The sequence below is a fragment of the Mycobacterium sp. IEC1808 genome (assembly GCF_002101935.1).
Taxonomy (GTDB): domain Bacteria; phylum Actinomycetota; class Actinomycetes; order Mycobacteriales; family Mycobacteriaceae; genus Mycobacterium.
The window spans coordinates 43,392-59,026 of record NZ_LQPV01000008.1; the positions used below are offsets into that span (position 1 = coordinate 43,392).

19 protein-coding genes are annotated in these 15,635 nt (G+C 68.1%); 7 read left to right on the forward strand and 12 right to left on the reverse strand.

What is annotated here, in order from left to right; all coding sequences use genetic code 11:
- Nucleotides 1-52: 52 nt before the first annotated feature.
- Nucleotides 53-1,282: a DUF4185 domain-containing protein gene (locus AWB92_RS05775; protein ID WP_085184455.1), complete on the reverse strand. Its 1,230-nt coding sequence runs from the start codon at nt 1,280-1,282 to the stop codon at nt 53-55.
- A 183-nt stretch (nt 1,283-1,465) separates the two neighbouring features.
- On the opposite strand from AWB92_RS05775, the gene AWB92_RS05780 reads away from it, so the two are divergent.
- From AWB92_RS05780 to AWB92_RS05795, 4 genes are all read left to right on the forward strand, one after another.
- A complete protein-coding gene (locus AWB92_RS05780; protein ID WP_085184456.1) occupies nt 1,466-2,308 on the forward strand; it encodes a C1 family peptidase in 843 nt (280 codons plus the stop codon).
- Between the two features lie 158 nt (nt 2,309-2,466).
- On the forward strand, nt 2,467-3,732 hold the full coding sequence (locus AWB92_RS05785) for an aspartate kinase (protein ID WP_068187756.1): 1,266 nt from the start codon (nt 2,467-2,469) through the stop codon (nt 3,730-3,732).
- Nucleotides 3,733-3,734: 2 nt separating this feature from the next.
- Nucleotides 3,735-4,781 carry an aspartate-semialdehyde dehydrogenase gene (locus tag AWB92_RS05790; RefSeq protein ID WP_068132881.1) on the forward strand — a complete coding sequence of 349 codons (1,047 nt, stop codon included), beginning with the start codon at nt 3,735-3,737 and terminating at the stop codon, nt 4,779-4,781.
- A 40-nt stretch (nt 4,782-4,821) separates the two neighbouring features.
- Complete coding sequence (locus AWB92_RS05795; RefSeq protein WP_193791391.1) at nt 4,822-5,916, forward strand: DUF4185 domain-containing protein; 1,095 nt, start codon at nt 4,822-4,824, stop codon at nt 5,914-5,916.
- 220 nt (nt 5,917-6,136) lie between these two features.
- Here the strand turns inward: AWB92_RS05795 and AWB92_RS30995 are convergent, their stop codons facing one another.
- Nucleotides 6,137-7,180 (reverse strand): PE family protein, encoded by a 1,044-nt coding sequence (locus tag AWB92_RS30995; protein WP_085184458.1) that lies wholly within the window; start codon nt 7,178-7,180, stop codon nt 6,137-6,139.
- 163 nt (nt 7,181-7,343) lie between these two features.
- Complete coding sequence (locus tag AWB92_RS05805) at nt 7,344-7,787, reverse strand: hypothetical protein (RefSeq protein WP_142281954.1); 444 nt, start codon at nt 7,785-7,787, stop codon at nt 7,344-7,346.
- A gap of 65 nt (nt 7,788-7,852) precedes the next feature.
- Here AWB92_RS05805 and AWB92_RS05810 point away from each other — a divergent pair, with 65 nt between their 5' ends.
- A complete protein-coding gene (locus tag AWB92_RS05810; protein WP_085184460.1) occupies nt 7,853-8,242 on the forward strand; it encodes a hypothetical protein in 390 nt (129 codons plus the stop codon).
- Between the two features lie 21 nt (nt 8,243-8,263).
- Here the strand turns inward: AWB92_RS05810 and AWB92_RS05815 are convergent, their stop codons facing one another.
- The 7 genes from AWB92_RS05815 to AWB92_RS05840 form a co-directional block, all read right to left on the reverse strand.
- Complete coding sequence (locus AWB92_RS05815; RefSeq protein ID WP_085184461.1) at nt 8,264-8,548, reverse strand: hypothetical protein; 285 nt, start codon at nt 8,546-8,548, stop codon at nt 8,264-8,266.
- A gap of 75 nt (nt 8,549-8,623) precedes the next feature.
- Complete coding sequence (locus tag AWB92_RS05820; RefSeq protein WP_085184462.1) at nt 8,624-9,124, reverse strand: hypothetical protein; 501 nt, start codon at nt 9,122-9,124, stop codon at nt 8,624-8,626.
- A gap of 121 nt (nt 9,125-9,245) precedes the next feature.
- On the reverse strand, nt 9,246-9,593 hold the full coding sequence (locus tag AWB92_RS05825; protein ID WP_085184463.1) for a DUF732 domain-containing protein: 348 nt from the start codon (nt 9,591-9,593) through the stop codon (nt 9,246-9,248).
- 109 nt (nt 9,594-9,702) lie between these two features.
- Nucleotides 9,703-10,005, reverse strand: a complete 303-nt coding sequence (locus AWB92_RS05830; protein WP_085184464.1) for a hypothetical protein — start codon at nt 10,003-10,005, stop codon at nt 9,703-9,705.
- A 122-nt stretch (nt 10,006-10,127) separates the two neighbouring features.
- Nucleotides 10,128-10,418 carry a hypothetical protein gene (locus AWB92_RS05835; protein WP_085184465.1) on the reverse strand — a complete coding sequence of 97 codons (291 nt, stop codon included), beginning with the start codon at nt 10,416-10,418 and terminating at the stop codon, nt 10,128-10,130.
- A gap of 10 nt (nt 10,419-10,428) precedes the next feature.
- Complete coding sequence (locus AWB92_RS29760; RefSeq protein WP_158090355.1) at nt 10,429-10,626, reverse strand: hypothetical protein; 198 nt, start codon at nt 10,624-10,626, stop codon at nt 10,429-10,431.
- A gap of 61 nt (nt 10,627-10,687) precedes the next feature.
- Nucleotides 10,688-11,857 carry a glycosyltransferase gene (locus AWB92_RS05840; protein ID WP_085184466.1) on the reverse strand — a complete coding sequence of 390 codons (1,170 nt, stop codon included), beginning with the start codon at nt 11,855-11,857 and terminating at the stop codon, nt 10,688-10,690.
- A 59-nt stretch (nt 11,858-11,916) separates the two neighbouring features.
- Here AWB92_RS05840 and AWB92_RS05845 point away from each other — a divergent pair, with 59 nt between their 5' ends.
- On the forward strand, nt 11,917-12,837 hold the full coding sequence (locus AWB92_RS05845) for a cation diffusion facilitator family transporter (RefSeq protein ID WP_085184467.1): 921 nt from the start codon (nt 11,917-11,919) through the stop codon (nt 12,835-12,837).
- Here the strand turns inward: AWB92_RS05845 and AWB92_RS05850 are convergent.
- Entirely contained in the window at nt 12,834-13,787 is a 954-nt protein-coding gene (locus tag AWB92_RS05850) for an alpha/beta hydrolase (protein ID WP_241523374.1), read from the reverse strand. The genes AWB92_RS05845 and AWB92_RS05850 overlap by 4 nt on opposite strands.
- Entirely contained in the window at nt 13,784-14,239 is a 456-nt protein-coding gene (locus AWB92_RS05855) for a hypothetical protein (protein WP_241523375.1), read from the reverse strand. Before AWB92_RS05855 ends, AWB92_RS05850 begins: the two co-directional genes overlap by 4 nt.
- Before the next feature lie 282 nt (nt 14,240-14,521).
- Here AWB92_RS05855 and AWB92_RS05860 point away from each other — a divergent pair, with 282 nt between their 5' ends.
- Entirely contained in the window at nt 14,522-15,547 is a 1,026-nt protein-coding gene (locus AWB92_RS05860) for an acetylserotonin O-methyltransferase (RefSeq protein WP_241523376.1), read from the forward strand.
- Nucleotides 15,548-15,635: the final 88 nt, after the last annotated feature.

A 15,635-nucleotide genomic window follows, 5' to 3' on the forward strand; every position in this document is an offset into this window, starting at 1 on the left:
CTACCGCGCGCGGGCTGGGCGCCAAAACTCGATGCGCTCCGTGAATGAGGCGTCACCGTCGCGGGGTCCGCCTGGACCTGCCCGCTCGTCCCCGGCGGGCCGTCGTCGCTTTTGTCGTGTCCTTGAGCGTCACCCTGAACTGCATCGCGCGGTAGGGCCAGCCCGTCGCCGTGTCCCACTGGGAGACCACCAGCCCGACGCCGCCCGGAACGTCCAGGCGCGAGCCGGGAAGAACGTATCCGCCGTACAGCTGCGCGACCCGGTTGTTCGGCAGGTCTTGTGCGTCCCAGGTCGTCCCGATCACCGGCGTTTGGATTTCCGTCTCGTAGAGGTTCGCGGTGGGGTCGTCGATGGTGCGGTATCCCAGCGCGTACTCCGAGGACAGGAAGCCGCCGAGGATCCACGTGCCGGTATCGAGCCTGCGCAAGGTCAGCTCGCCCCAGGTCTCCCCCGGGGGTGTGATCGGCGTGGGCGCGTTGCCCCACGCCCACTGGTTATCGGCCCAGCCCCAGCCGGAGTACTTGGCCTTGTTGCCGATATCGCCCGGACGCACGCGGCGCAGGATGATGCCCTTGTCGCGCTGAAAGCCGGTGGAGACGATGTACACCCAACCGTCGTCGGGGTCGTAGTCCCACGACCACAGCTGTGCGAAGCCATCGCACACCGACGCGGAAAAGGTGGCCTTGGCGCCCATCGCTCGCCAGGTGACGCCGTTGTCGGTGGAAGCCCAGATCCCGGTGCGGGTCACGTTTCCGAAGCCACGGTTGACGATGGCATGCAGATACATCATCTGCCCGATGACCAGCACGTCCGACGGGATCACGGTGCTGATCCCGCCCTGTTTCCACGGCGGGCCGTCGTGGATGTACTGCCACAATTGCTGGGCGTAGTCAGGGTCAACGCCGCCCGCGCTCTCATACCGGATCTGGTTGTTCGTGTCCCCGCTGCCGATCAGGGCGACGGGGGCGCGCCAGTCGCCCTGCCCGACGGCGAGGCCGGAGAAGGTGTCTCCGAACACCGACACCAGCTTGCCGTTCGGAGCGACCGCGCACACGCCCAGGTCGGTGCAGGTGACCCCCCATTTGTCGGTGATACCCGGGCCGGTGATGTCCCCCACGTAGCCCTCGACGGGCGAGTCTGTTGCCGCGCAACGACTTTCGCGCCTCCACCGGTACACCGTCGAGCGGCTGATGCCGCTGTCGGCCGCCACCGTGGCGACCTTCTCTCCGGCGTGCACCCTGCGCAGTGTCTGGTTGCGCAGGGCGGCATCAGCCTTCCGCATGGCTCCTCCGCTTTGGTCGAGTTCATCCGAGCACATCACGTCAGCGGGGCGGCGGCACGCGTAGTGCGCTACCTGTGTTCCCGGCAGCGCTCCGCTCCTCGACAGATGAGGTAGCCCACTACGCATGCCAACCCCGGATCGCCGCCCCTACGGTCGACCTACCACCCAGATCAGGAGGATTCGATGACAACGTTGCAAGAGGCCGGCCGCGTCAAAAGCGAAGAGCCACCGCAGGACTGGAGCCACGTCCGCGGATTCGGCTGGCGCCCGCAGCTCCCGGACGCCCGCGACATGCTGTACATGCCCAGGCTCAAGGGCACACTGCCCCCCGCATACGACCTGCGTCCGTCGATGCCGCCGGTGTACGACCAGGGCCAGCTCGGATCGTGCACCGGAAATGCCATCGCCGCCGCGATGGAGTACGAGCGGGATCGGCAGGGCTTGCCCGATTTCGTCCCTTCGCGGTTGTTCATCTACTACAACGAGCGCGCGCTCGAAGGCACCGTGTCCAGCGACTCCGGCGCGATGATCCGGGACGGCATCAAGGTGGTCAACCGTGAGGGCGTATGCCCGGAGACGCTGTGGCCCTACGACATCGGCGTGTTCACCGTGAAGCCGCCGAAGCGCTGCTACGTCGCCGCGGCGAAGGACAAGGCGGTGCAGTACGAGGCGATCCAGACGTTGGGGCAGCTCAAGGACGCCATCGCCTCGAACCTGGCGGTCGTGTTCGGGTTCACGGTGTACCAGAGTTTCGAGTCGCAGTCCGTCGCGCAAACGGGCGTGATGCCGATGCCCAAACCGGGCGAGGCCACCGTCGGCGGCCACGCCGTTCTCGCGGTCGGCTACTCGGATCCCAAGGGCCACTTGATTGTTCGCAACTCGTGGGGGCCCGCGTGGGGCGACCAGGGCTACTTCTACATGCCTTACCAGTATCTGACCGGGTCCAAGGACGCCTCGGACAGCTCGCCGATCAACAGGGCGCACCTGGCGAGCGACTTCTGGGCGATCCAGGCGGTCTCCTCGTAGCACCTGACCGCGCCAGGTGCCCGCGAAGGCGCCCGCCCTGTCCGGTCGGCGGACGAGCGGGCGCCCCTTCATCAGCGCCAACGGGTCGACGGCGGCAAAAACGATTCGCCGTCACACGTATTCTGTTGTGGACCTATACACGGACCGAAAGAGCAACAGTGGCGCTCGTCGTGCAGAAATACGGCGGATCCTCGGTGGCCGACGCCGACCGGATCCGTCGCGTCGCCGAACGCATCGTCGAGACCAAAAAGCAGGGCAACGACGTCGTCGTCGTGGTCTCGGCGATGGGCGACACCACCGACGACCTGCTGGACCTGGCTCAGCAGGTGTGCCCGGCCCCGCCGCCGCGGGAGCTCGACATGTTGCTGACCGCCGGTGAGCGCATCTCCAACGCGCTGGTGGCCATGGCGATCGAATCGCTCGGCGCGCAGGCCCGCTCGTTCACCGGTTCGCAGGCCGGCGTGATCACCACCGGCACCCACGGCAACGCGAAGATCATCGAGGTCACGCCGGGACGGCTGCGCACCGCGCTCGACGAAGGCCGCATCGTGTTGGTCGCCGGCTTCCAGGGGGTCAGCCAGGACACCCGCGACGTCACCACGCTCGGCCGCGGGGGTTCGGACACCACCGCGGTCGCCCTGGCCGCCGCGCTCGGCGCAGACGTCTGCGAGATCTACACCGACGTGGACGGCATCTTCAGCGCGGACCCCAGGATCGTGCACAACGCCCGCAGGCTGGACACGGTGACGTTCGAGGAGATGCTCGAGATGGCGGCGTGCGGCGCCAAGGTGCTGATGCTGCGCTGCGTGGAATACGCTCGCCGCTACGACATTCCGGTGCACGTCCGCTCGTCGTATTCGGACAAGCCCGGCACCATCGTTAAGGGATCGATCAAGGACATAGGTATGGAAGACCCCATCCTGACCGGCGTCGCGCACGACCGCAGCGAGGCCAAGGTGACCATCGTCGGCCTGCCCGACATCCCCGGCTATGCCGCGCGGGTCTTCCGGGCCGTCGCCGACGCCGACGTGAACATCGACATGGTGCTGCAGAACGTGTCCAAGGTCGAGGACGGCAAGACCGACATCACCTTCACCTGTTCGCGCGACAGCGGCCCCACCGCGGTGGAGAAGCTGGACGCGCTGCGCGACGAGATCGGGTTCACCCAGTTGCTCTACGACGACCACATCGGCAAGGTGTCGCTGATCGGGGCGGGCATGCGCAGCCACCCCGGCGTCACCGCGACCTTCTGCGAGGCGCTGGCCGCCGTCGGCGTCAACATCGAGCTGATCTCCACTTCCGAGATCCGGATCTCGGTGCTGTGCCGCGACACCGAACTAGATAAGGCCGTCGTGGCGTTACACGAGGCGTTCGGTCTCGGCGGCGAGGAGTCGGCGACGGTATACGCGGGAACGGGTCGGTAGATATGGGTGCCAATGGGGTGTCGATCGGCGTAGTGGGGGCCACCGGCCAGGTGGGCCAGGTGATGCGCCGGCTGCTCGACGAGCGCGACTTTCCGGCGACCACCGTGCGGTTCTTCGCGTCCGCCCGCTCGCAGGGCCGCAAGCTGGAGTTCCGCGGCCAGGAGATCGAGGTCGAGGACGCCGCGACGGCGGACCCGTCGGGGCTCGACATCGCCGTCTTCTCGGCCGGCAAGACGATGTCGCTGGTGCAGGCGCCGCGGTTCGCCGCCGCCGGAGTCACGGTGATCGACAACTCCTCGGCCTGGCGCAAGGACCCGGACGTGCCGTTGGTGGTGTCGGAGGTGAACTTCGCGCGCGACGCGCATCGGCGACCCAAGGGCATCATCGCCAACCCGAACTGCACCACGATGGCCGCCATGCCGGTGCTCAAGGTGCTGCACGACGAGGCGCAACTGGTGCGGATGGTGACCTCGACGTATCAGGCGGTATCGGGTAGCGGCCTGGCCGGTGTCGAGGAGTTGGCGACCCAGGCGCGCGCCGTCATCGACGGCGCCGAGGAGCTGGTGTACGACGGCGGCGCACTCGACTTCCCGGCGCCGAACACCTATGTGGCGCCGATCGCGTTCAACGTCCTGCCGCTCGCCGGCTCGCTGCTGGACGACGGTTCGGGGGAGACGGACGAGGACGCGAAGCTGCGCTTCGAGAGCCGCAAGATCCTCGGCATCCCGGACCTGTTGGTCAGCGGCACCTGCGTGCGGGTCCCGGTGTTCACCGGTCACTCGCTGTCGATCAACGCCGAATTCGCCCGGCCGCTGTCGCCCGAGCGGGCCCGCGAGCTGCTCGACGGCGCCCCCGGCGTCAAGCTCGTCGACGTGCCGACGCCGCTGGCCGCCGCCGGTGTCGACGAATCGCTGGTCGGCCGGATCCGCCACGACCCGGGCGTCCCGGACGGGCGGGGCCTGGCGCTGTTCGTGTCGGGGGACAACCTGCGCAAGGGTGCCGCGCTGAACACCATCCAGATCGCCGAGCTGCTGGCCGCCGAACTATAGTTCCCGGGTGAGCTCGGCCCGGGTCGCCCTGCTAAGCGTCTTGTGTTTGGTTGCGCCCCAGCCTGTTTGGCAAGCGCGCGCCGATCCACCGGCGCCGGCGCCGGAGCCCGTCCTGCAGCCACTGGCGCCGGGTCAGGTGGTGCGGATCGGGCCGACGGCCGGCACCGGAACCCCGACGGGCGACTACGGCATCGGCGCGACGGACCTGTGTGAGTTCGTCGAGTTTCCCACCGAGCTGTTGCAGGTCTGCGGCGACAGCTTCGCCGGCCAGGGCGTCGGGTTCGGCGGCTGGTACTCGCCGATCGCACTGCACGTCGACACCGCGTCGGTCGACGACCCCGCCGGGGTGCGCTACACCGGCGTCACCGGAGTCGGCAAGCCGCTGCTGGCCGACCCCACGCCGCCCGGCGACTCTCAGCTGCCGGCCGGGGTGGTGCAGGTCAACCGGCGCAACTACCTGATGGTCACGACGACGAAAAACCTTGAGCCGCAAAGCTCGCGGCTGGTGATGGCCGAACCGGCGCGCGGCGGCTGGCAGACCGTCGCCGGGTCCCGCCGCGACGGTTCCTATCAGGGTGGCCGGCAGTCGCAGATCAGCGGCTACTACGACCCGATCCCCACCCCGGACTCACCGGGCGGCTGGGTGTACATCGTGGCCAACAGCTTCACGCGGCGAGATCCCGTGCTGCTGTACCGGGCCACGCCGCAGACGTTCGTCGACCGGTCCCGGTGGCAGGGCTGGGCGTCGGGGCCCGACGGCGGATGGGGCAGGCCGCCGACGCCTTTGTGGCCGGACCAGGTGGGTGAGATGTCGATCAGGCAGATCGACGGCAAGGCGGTGCTGTCCTACTTCAACGCCAGCACCGGCAACATGGAGGTCCGGGTGGCCGACGACCCGACATCGCTGGGCACCGCGCCCGTGACGACGGTGGTGCAGCACGACGAATGGCCGGATCCGGCCGAAAGCCTGCCGCCCCCCTACGACAACCGGCTCGCGCAGCCCTATGGCGGGTACATCTCGCCAGGGTCCACTCTCGACGAGCTGCGCATCTTCGTCAGCCAATGGGACACCCGCGCCCGGGCGCGCGCGCCGTACCGCGTTATCCAGTTCGCGGTCAACCCGTTCAAGCCCTAGTCGAGGGCGTTTTCGGGTCCGTCAGCGCCGACGGCGTTGTTCGAGCAGGACGCCCAGCCACAGGAAGGCCGGCGGGGCCAGGACGGCCCACGCGAGCAGCGCGACCATGATGATGTTGCCCGCGGTCACGGTTCCTCCGGCGGGGATTGCGGCGTTGGTAGCAGCCGATGTTGCCAGACCCGGTATCGGCGTTCAACGAATCGATCCGAGACGGGGCCGGCTACGTTCCGTTCACGCCCGGCAGGCCGAGCAGCCCGCCGCCACCGCCTGCGCCGGCGTTGCCCTTGGTTGCGCCTGTCCCCGGGTCACCGCCGTTGCCGCCGTTGCCGATCAGCCCGGCGTTGCCGCCGTTACCGCCGTCCCCGCCAACGGCGCCCAGGGCGTCGCCGCCGGCGCCGCCGGTGCCGCCGCCGCCGACCAGCTTGCCGCCGTTGCCGCCGGCCCCACCGTGGCCGCCGGTGCCGGTGTCGCTGAGACCGCCCGCGCCACCACCGCCGCCGGTGCCGAACAGGATGGCGGCGTTGCCGCCGGCCCCGCCGGCACCGCCGGTGAGCTCGCCGAATCCCCCGATGCCGCCGGCGCCGCCGGTGCCGAACAGGAACCCGGCGTTGCCTCCGGCGCCCCCGGCACCGCCGTTGTTCGCACTGCCGAATCCGCCGGCGCCACCGGCGCCGCCCGCGCCGAACAGGATGCCGGCGTTGCCGCCGGCCCCGCCGTTACCGCCGATGTGGCCTGCGCCGCCGGCCCCGCCGGCGCCGCCGGCGCCGAACAGCAGGTGGCTCCCACCGGCCCCGCCGGCCCCACCGGTGCCACCGTTGCCCAAAATCCATCCGCCATCCCCGCCCTTACCGCCAGCGACTCCGGGGGTAGTGCTGTTCGCGCCATCGACGCCGTCGCCGATGAGCGGGCGCCCTGACAGCGTCAGGAAGGGCGCATTGATCAGGCCGAGCACCTCGTCTTCCAAGGTCTGCAGCGGTGAGACATTAGCGGCTTCAGCAGTGGCATACGCGCGCGCGCCCTCGGCCAAGACCCGCACGAACTGGTCGTGAAACGCAGCCGCCTGTGCGCTCAGCGCCTGATATTCCTGGCCGTGGGCGGAAAACAGGGCCGCGATCGCCGCCGACACCTCGTCGGCGGCGGCGGGTATGACAGCAGTTGTCCGTGCGGCCGCGACCATGTGGGCCGCGTCGACGTTCAAGCCGATGGCTGCCGAGTCACCTGCCGCCGACGTCATCATCCCTGGGTCCGCAATCACACAGGACATCTCGCCACCTCCTTGGCCGCCCACTTAGAATGCGGTCTTCCTCGGGGATCGGTATGAGTAGGCGATTACTTCTTTCGACAACCGGCGGGCGAAAGCCTTACTTGCGACGCCGGCCCCTTCCACGACCGGAGTCTTGGGCAAGGGCTGGTCAGAGCGCGTTTGGTCAGGGCGCCTTCGCGAGTCGGAAGGTCAATGAATATGACTGCGGCGGATGGTCGCAGACGCCCCGGTTTTGGATGACTTGGACCGTGCCGGCAAGGGTGTTCGGATCCCACGTGTAGTGGGCGTTCGCCGCGTTGCCTTCCGTGACACCCCCCTTACACACGATGTCCTCGGTGCTATCGAGCGTCCACTGACCATCCACCAACGTCGCCCGGCCCGCGAGGCCGGAAGCCGGGCTCGACAAGTCGGCGCACCCGTCACCGCACGGGGTGAAGTACCAGTTCTCGGTAAATGTCCGGCCGCCGCCGGCCGGATCGGTGGTCTTGATGTAGTGACCATTCATCATGGGAGCGGCGTACGCGGGAGCGGCCGCCCCGACAGCTACGGCGGCGAAGGTGGCCGCGGTGGCAAAACTTCGGGCGGCCGGTAGATCAGCCCTCGACACGCGTTTAGCTTGACACCACCAGGGCCCGCGTGGCGGTCCGAGCATCCGCTGCTTACCCTCCTTCAATGCACGGCAAGAAAATTGCTGTCGCGGGCGCGGCGATACTTCTCGCAGGTTGCGGCGGGTCCGGCAAGACGGCAACGACGGTGACGTCCGCGGTGGAAATCACGAAGACAGTCACCGTGACCGCTCCCCCGCCGCCGTTCGCCCCCAGGACCGTCATCGAGACCGACGGCACCTATCGGGTCGGTATCGACATCGTGGCGGGCACCTATCGCTCGGGAGGTCCCAGCCCTGAAGGTGGGTCCGACTGCTATTGGGCGCGGCTGAGCAGTCTCAATTCAACCCACATCATCGATAGCGACATCGGCACTGGTCCTCAGGTGGTGATGATCGCGCCAACCGACAAGGCGTTCTTGACGCGTAGCTGCCAAACCTGGCACAAGACCGACTGAGTTGCTTTCAGAGCGTCGCGGCTACGGGTTCTCCTCGATGACGCACTGCACAATCGTGGCGGCGGTCTGCTGGTCGAATCCCATCCCCGCTACTTTCTGAGCCTCCGCGGCGGGGGAAACACCAGATTTGAGGTCCTGCTCGATAACTCCAACGCGTTGGAAGTTTTGTGGGTCCGGTTCATTCAGCGGTAGTTGCTTGATGCCTCCCACGCAACGAGTGAAACCGCTGTAATCAGCGTGGGCGGGCGACGCTCCCAGCAGCGCGATGGCGATGCCCACCGCGGCAGCGAAATAGGTGAAACGCATGGTCGCATCGTATCGCCGCGCATGCCGGAGACAAAGGAATAAGCAAATTGCGTTGCAGCGCAATGGCTTAGTGTGTCACGCCCGCTCGGCCTTCATATCCATGTCGATGGTGCCCTGGCACGCGCCGCTGAGGATCTCGGTGTGCATGACGCCAGAAAGAGACCCGTCGGGCTGGGGCGTGTAACGCACGGTCGAGTGGGCCGGATTCCATTGGATGCTGGTGTCGGGCATCATGCAGTCCCACTGAAAATCGCTGACCTGGGTCCACGACGACCCGTCCCAGGTGAATTGGACCGGTTGCGGAACTGTCGGGTTGCTCGGCGGGGGGCCGCTGACGATGGTGGCGACGCATTTTCCGCTCGAACAGCTCGAGCGGAACCCGTAGGTGTCGGTGTGCTGGACCTCGGGGTCACCGACCGCCATGCTGGTCCCGGATTTCGGGCCGACCATGAACGTGATCGCGTAGGTGCCGTTCCACGACGCGGCGTCGGCGGATGCGGCCGGGGCAAATGACAGGGCGAGAGCGAGCGGCGCGGTACACAAACCAACAAGACCGCTCAGACCATTTGGGGTCATTGGCTTCTCCTCTCAGTCCGCGACAACTGCGGAAGCAGAGCGAAGTGCATATACCCCATCTTTACCCTTATTCCACGCCGGAAAAGGGGCGGGATAGTTTTTTGCGCGGGCTAGGGACCGCTCAGCAATGAGCGGCCCAGCATCGCTGCAGCGGGCAATAGGTCGCGTGCGCGATTCTCACCATGGAGCCGATCTCCCCGAACGTGACGTTCCGCGGGTCCAAAGTGGAGTGGATGTTTTGGGTGATCTGGTCGTAGGTCCAGCCCCACCCGAGATCGTCGCAGATGAGCCGCCCCATTGCGGTGAGGGCCTCGTCGTGGTCCGGCGGCCAGCTGAAGCCGGCAGCGTGCAGTTGGGACAGGTACGCGTCGTCGACGGGATCGGCCGTCGCGATCGCCGCGCCGGAAACCAGGGCGGCGCCGGTCACGACGGGAATGGCCAGCGCGGCGAGCCAGCGAAGTGAGTACATTTGATGCGCTCTCTTTCTCCTCGGCGTTGAGGTTGCCGTAGAAGAATAGTGGAGAGCCGGGAAAAAGCAGATTATGAAGAGTTGAATAGTCGGCTTTTGAAGCGATTATCTACGCGGCGTGCGGGTGATGCGACAGGGCTTGTGCCGGAGTCTCTTTCGCGTCGACTTGCCCCGCCCACTCCGAGCGAAGATGGGTCACCGGGGCCGGGTGTGCGTCGTCTCGGCCCCAGCGGTGCGCAATCTTGCGGTAGATCCACGCGACGGACGCCACCACCGCGACCGCGACGGCCAAGACCGCCACCGCGTCGCCGAAGGCGACCAACAGGATGATGCCGCCGAAGATCCAGAACGCGGCGGCCTCCAAGTCGCGGGTCCCGTGGTGTCCACCGGTCGTGGTCGTGATGTGCCCCATGTCTGCCTCGCTCCGATCAGGGTGGCCGTCTGATGCGACAACCGTCCCGTGCAACACCGGAGCGACGGCAGGGCTGCCCAAATCGGAGGCAAGGTGACCGACGTCACCAAGTCAGGCGACGGCTATTCGTCGCCTTCCTCGTCGTGGTCTTCTTCGACGTCTTCGTCGTCGTCTTCGTAGTCCTCGTCTTCGTCTTCATCGTCGAAGACATCGAGCTCCAGGTCGAGGGGGTCGTCGCCGAATGGGTCGACCACGTATTGCTGCCAGTAGCCCGGCGAGAAGTAGATCTTGTCCGCGTGGTCGACGTCATCGCCGACCTCGACCATCAGGATCCCGTCTTTGATGTCGTAGCTGAATGCGTTGGGGTATTGGACACCGCCGTCGGCGGTTCGGATGTGAACGTCATATGCCACGAGCGGAAGCTTACGGAGTCGGCGGCGGCGGTGGCGGGCCAGGCGGCGGGCTCTCCGGCGACGGCTCGGAAGGTGGCGGCTGTTGCGGACAGTCCGGTTGGTAGATCCACACACCGCCGGTGCGCGTCCACGTGATCCCGCAGCCGAGCGGCAGCACGCCGGCTGCATCCGCCGGCGCGGCAACGGTCGCCATCACGCCGGTAACCATGGCCGGAAGAATTAGACGCGAGACGAGCCACCCCATTTTCCAAGCGTGGGATACGCGAGGGCTAGGCGCAACTCGAGGCGGCGTCTTCGAGCAGATCAGCGGCGCGGGCGACGCTTTCGGCGGATTTGGTCATCCGGGCGGCGACGGCGCGGGCCCGCGCGGCGTAGTCCGGGGCGAGGATACGGCGCAGGTCGGTGACGAGCGATTCCTGGGTCGTCATCGAAAGCTGGCGCGCGGCACCGACTTTCAGTCGTTCGAGGCCCGCCGCCCACATCGGCTGATCGAGCCAGAGCCACAGCGCCAGGGCCGGGATTCCGGCACGCAGACCGGCCGCCGTCACACCGGCGCCGCCATGGTGCACGACGGCGCGGCACGCCGGCAGCACGACCGCATGGTTGACCGCATCGACAATCGTGACGTGATCGGGTCGCGGCAGATCGGCAAAGTCGTTGGGGCCGCTGCAAATCAGCGCTCGCTCCCCCAGCTGCGCGCATGCCGCGCCGATCATGGCGACCAGCTCCGCCGCGGCCGAGACCGGCGTGCTGCCTAACCCGAAGCAGATCGGCGGCGTCCCCGCGGCGATCCACGCCAGGACCTCGTCGTCGGCCTCGGCGGGCAACTCCAGCGTCAGCGCCCCGACGAACGGGCGCCGGGCGTCCGCTTCCACCCAATCGGACGCCGGCCCGGGCAGGCAGAGCTCGTCGTAGGCCTGGATTTCCAGCGGCGACGCGGGCGGGGGCGCTTCGGGCAAGCCGAGCGAGCGGCGCTGGGCCGCCGCGACGTCCTTGACCAAGTTCGAATACAGCACCCCGGTGGAGAACACGCGCGTCGGGAAGAAATGCAGCGCGGCCAGCGGAATGCCGCGATACTCCGCCACGGTGGCGGCCAACTCCTGCTCGTTGAAGCCGGCCACCAGCAGGTCGGCGTCCTTCGCGAGCGACGTCAGCGTGGCGGTTTTCTCCGCCCAAACCCTGGTGAGTTGCTCCATGACCTCGGGCAACGCGGCGAACGGGTTGTCGACGCGGCGGACGAAATTCGCGGCCGAGTCCATCCGCTCGCGTGTGTCCTCACCGTAGGCGACCGCGGTAAGCCCGGCCGACTCGACGAAGCCGAGCTTGTCGGGCGAGACCGCCACGCGAACCTCGTGGCCCCGGCGCAGCAGCTCCCGGCCGACCGCCACGCAGGGCTCGACATCACCCCTGCTTCCGTAGCCGGCTACCACGAACTTCACGGACGGAACCTAACGCACCCAACTGGTGGATCGCCCAACGTGCGGGCATCCTGGGCGGTATGCACGTGATCAACGGAGTCCGCGACCCCGCGGCGAGCTTCCCCCTCGAGACCCTGGCCGACGACGCGGGCGAGCGCCGCCAGGCCAACCGCGCCGTGGCCGTCAGCGCGGTCGGGTTGGCGCTGACCGGCCTCGTCGAACTGGCCATCGCGCTGGTGTCCGGGTCGGTGGCGCTGCTCGGCGACGCGCTGCACAACCTGTCGGACGTCTCGACCAGTGCCCTGGTGTTCGTCGGTTTCCGGGCGTCCCGCAAACTCCCCACGGAGCGTTATCCGTACGGCTACGAACGCGCCGAGGACCTCGCCGGTATCGGTGTGGCGCTGGTGATTTGGGGCAGCGCCGCGGTTGCCGGATTCGAAAGCGTCACCAAGCTGCTCCGCCACGGCGGGACCGGACACCTGGGCTGGGGCATCGCCGCCGCCGCGGTGGGCATCGCGGGCAATCAGCTGGTGGCCCGCTACAAGCTGACGGTGGGCCGGCGGATCCGCTCGGCGACCATGGTGGCCGACGCCAAGCATTCCTGGCTCGACGCGCTCTCCTCGGCCGGGGCGATGCTGGGCCTGATCGGCGTGGCGCTCGGCTGGGGCTGGGCGGACGCGGCCGCCGGAATCGTGGTCACGGCGTTCATCTGCCACGTCGGGTGGGAGGTGACCGCCGACATCGCGCACCCGTTGCTCGACGGCGTCGACCCGGAAATCATCACGACGGCCGAAACCGCGGCCGCCTCGGTTGCCGGCGTCGCGCACGCCCACGCGCGGGCCCGTTGGACCGGCCGCACCCTACGAGTCGAGGTGGAGGGCTTCCTCGATCCGAAAACCCCACTCGCGGAGGCCGATCGGATCGGTCGCAGCGTCGCGTCCGCGCTGACGCCACTGATTCCCGAGATGCACAGCTTCAGCTGGACCGCGCGGGCCGCCTAAACCCGTTGCGCCGGAAACGATTCGACGACCTTGATCAGCTCGTCGGGCGCTTCCCAGTTAAGCAGGTGTCCCGCGTCGGGCACCGTGACCAACCGCGCGCCGGGAATCCCCTCGGCGAGGCGGCGCGAATGGCTGGTCGGCGTGGTGCGATCCGCGGAGCCGACCATCACCGCCGTCGGTACCGATATTTCGCCGAGGCGCGGATACCGGTCCTCCTGTGAGAAGGCCCGCACGATCGGGAGCAGCGGCCCATGTTCGTCCAGGTGCTGGTTGAAGAAGTCGACGAACACCGAGACCATCGTCGGTGCGGGGCGCGTCCCGCATTGTGCGGCACCGAACAGCGTCGCGACGGTGTCGTTGCGCATCATCCGTTGCAGGACGCCGTATTGCAGCAGCGGGATCTGCAGTCGATTCTGCGGCGCCCCGTCTAAGATGCGGCCGGCCCAGGTGGCGAACAGCACCAGCCCGCGCAGCCGGGGCGCCACGTCGGCGTGGTCGAGCACGGTGCGGATGGTGACGAACCCGCCCATCGAGTGCCCGACGAGCACGCCGTCGCGAACGTCGAAGTGCTCCAGCACCGCGGCGAGGTCGGCCGCCATCGGCTCCGACCCGATGCCGTCGGAGCCGAGCGTTGACCCCCCATGGCCGCGCTGATCGAACGCGATGACGCGAAAGCCCCTGGCCTGCAGCTCGTCCCACACGAAATTCCACTCGAGGATCCGGGCGGTGTAGCCGTGCACGAGAACCACCGGCGGCCCCTGCCCCGCGACCAACGCGTTCAGGACCGTGCCGTCGGGCCGGGTGATGGAGACCTGCTCACCCTCGGGCTCGGCCAGAAGCCGTTCGCGCGGAACGGGATCCGGATTGCGCGCTATTCGCGACGCCATCGCCCGTGCGGCACCCCAGCCCACCAGGCCGGCCGCACCGAGCGACGCCAAACCCGTCCTCACGACGGCCTCGCGGCGCAGCAGTCGGGCAGTCCGCTCTTGATTGCGGCGTCCTGCTTCTTCGCAAGATCGAGCGCAAAGTCCGGCGGCACGGGATCATCCGGCGGGCTCTCGAACTCGAGGACCGCGAAGACTTTGCCCTCGGTGAACATCACGATCCCCTTCGACTTGGCGCCGTCGGGCGACGGTCCCACCGCGATCTGGCCGCCGGTACCCACGTCGGCCGGTGTCGGCGCCGCCTTCACACTGAGCTCCTGAATCCCCTTGGCGCTCTGGTCGAGCGCCTGCGATGCCGCGGCGGCGTCGGGATAGACGTAGATCGTGTCGTCGACCTTGCGGGTGCCGGCCTGATTCATGAACACCCCTTCGGTTCCCGCCGGATTGGGAACCGGCAGGGTCTGCGACAGGGTGAACGTATCGCCGGGCATGACGATGTCGGTCGGCTTGATCAGCATGTTGCTGTAGTCGAAGGGCCGCGGGGTGGCGCTGCTCGACGGCGGGGCCGGGGTCGACGTGGTCGAGGATGTCGCCGACGCCGGTGCCGACGACGGGCTGGACGACTTGTTGCTTTGACAGCCGGTGGCCGCGGCGCCGACCATCACCGCGCTCGCCGCGATCCCGGCCGCCATAACCGATGCCTTACTCACCATTGGCTCCTGTTGCCGTGGGGTCGGCGGTTGCCGACGTCACGCGCAACATAGCGGATGCCGAATCCCTTCCGTGGTAAGAATCCGCACATGACTTCACTCGACAAGCCGGCGGCCCACCCCGCGCAGGCGATGGAGGAGCTCGTCCTGGCCGCCTGGATATCGCAGAGCATCACCGCCGCCGCCGACCTCGGCCTCGCCGACGCGCTGGCCGCCGGGCCGTTGTCCCTCAACGAATTGGGCGGCCAGGTGGGAGCCGATCCCGACGCGCTGGGCCGGCTGTTGCGTGCCCTGATCAGCAAGGGCATCTTCGCGCGGCGCGACGACGGCCGCTACGAGCTGACGCCGCTGGCCAATCAGTTGCGTACCGACGTCCCGGCCTCCATGGCCGCGATGGCGCGGTTCGTCGGGTCACGCCAGCACCGCGAGCACTGGAGCCTGCTGACGGACGCGATCAAGACGGGCACCTCCGGCGTCCCAGCCTTGCGCGGCAAGAGCTTCTTCGACTACCTGGGCGACGAGCCGGAGTTCGCGCAGATCTTCAACGACGCCATGACGGGCCTGTCGGGCTTGTCGATCGGACCGGTCGTCGACGCCTACGACTTCACCCGGTTCGCCACGATCGTCGACGTCGCCGGCGGCCACGGCCGACTGCTCGCCGCGATCCTGGCATCCGCCCCCGACGCCCACGGCGTGCTGTACGACCTGCCCGAGGTGATCGCGGGGGCGTCGGCATTGCTGCGGGAAAACGGTGTGGCAGAACGGGTCCGGCTCGCGGAGGGCTCCTTCTTCGACGGCGTGCCCGTCGGCGGGGAAGCCTACGTCCTCAAGCACATCATCCACGACTGGGACGACGAGCCGTCCGTGCGAATCCTGCGCAACATTCGATCGGCCGCCGCCCCCGGGGCCGCCGTGCTGCTCGTCGAAACGGTCATGCCCGAAGACGACTGCGAGTCGGTCGCCAAATGGGTGGACATCGAAATGCTCGTCATCAACAACGGCCGCGAACGCACCGCCGAGGAATACCGGCGCCTGCTCGACGAGGCCGGTTTCGAGATGATTGGCGTGGTCGACACCGCGTCGCGGTTCAGCATCATCGAGGGCCGCGCGGTCTAGCCGGGGCTAGTTGTACTGACCACGGACGTTGGTGACGGCGTGGCGTGGTGACATGACGAAGACCTCCGAGTGAAGTGCGAGCTGTCTA